1 pseudogene is annotated in these 206 nt (G+C 71.8%); it reads right to left on the bottom strand.

Annotated features, from left to right (window positions below):
- A pseudogene (locus H0524_RS24840) lies at positions 1–206 on the bottom strand (hypothetical protein); the annotation flags it as partial.

Below are 206 nucleotides of genomic sequence, written 5' to 3'. Positions count from 1 at the left end.
GATCCGGTGATTGGTAGGTCGGTCCCGGTCGGGCTTGGCGTGACGGTCGGGGTCCCCGTCGGGTCGGCGGTCGGGCTGGCGGTCGGCGTCGCCGTCGGGCTGGCGGTCGGGGAACCGTTGTCGCAGGCGAGTGTGGTGCTGAAGGGGTAGTCGTGGATTTCCCCGCCGCGGTGCTCCAGGGTGCGCGCGACGATGCTGCCTTCGGT

Origin of the sequence: Salinispora sp. H7-4, from assembly GCF_013416675.1 — a bacterium.
In the GTDB taxonomy this organism is placed as follows: Bacteria; Actinomycetota; Actinomycetes; order Mycobacteriales; family Micromonosporaceae; genus Micromonospora; species Micromonospora vitiensis.
Note: the sequence above shows the minus strand (reverse complement) of the source record. Positions and strands in the feature narration are given on the sequence as shown.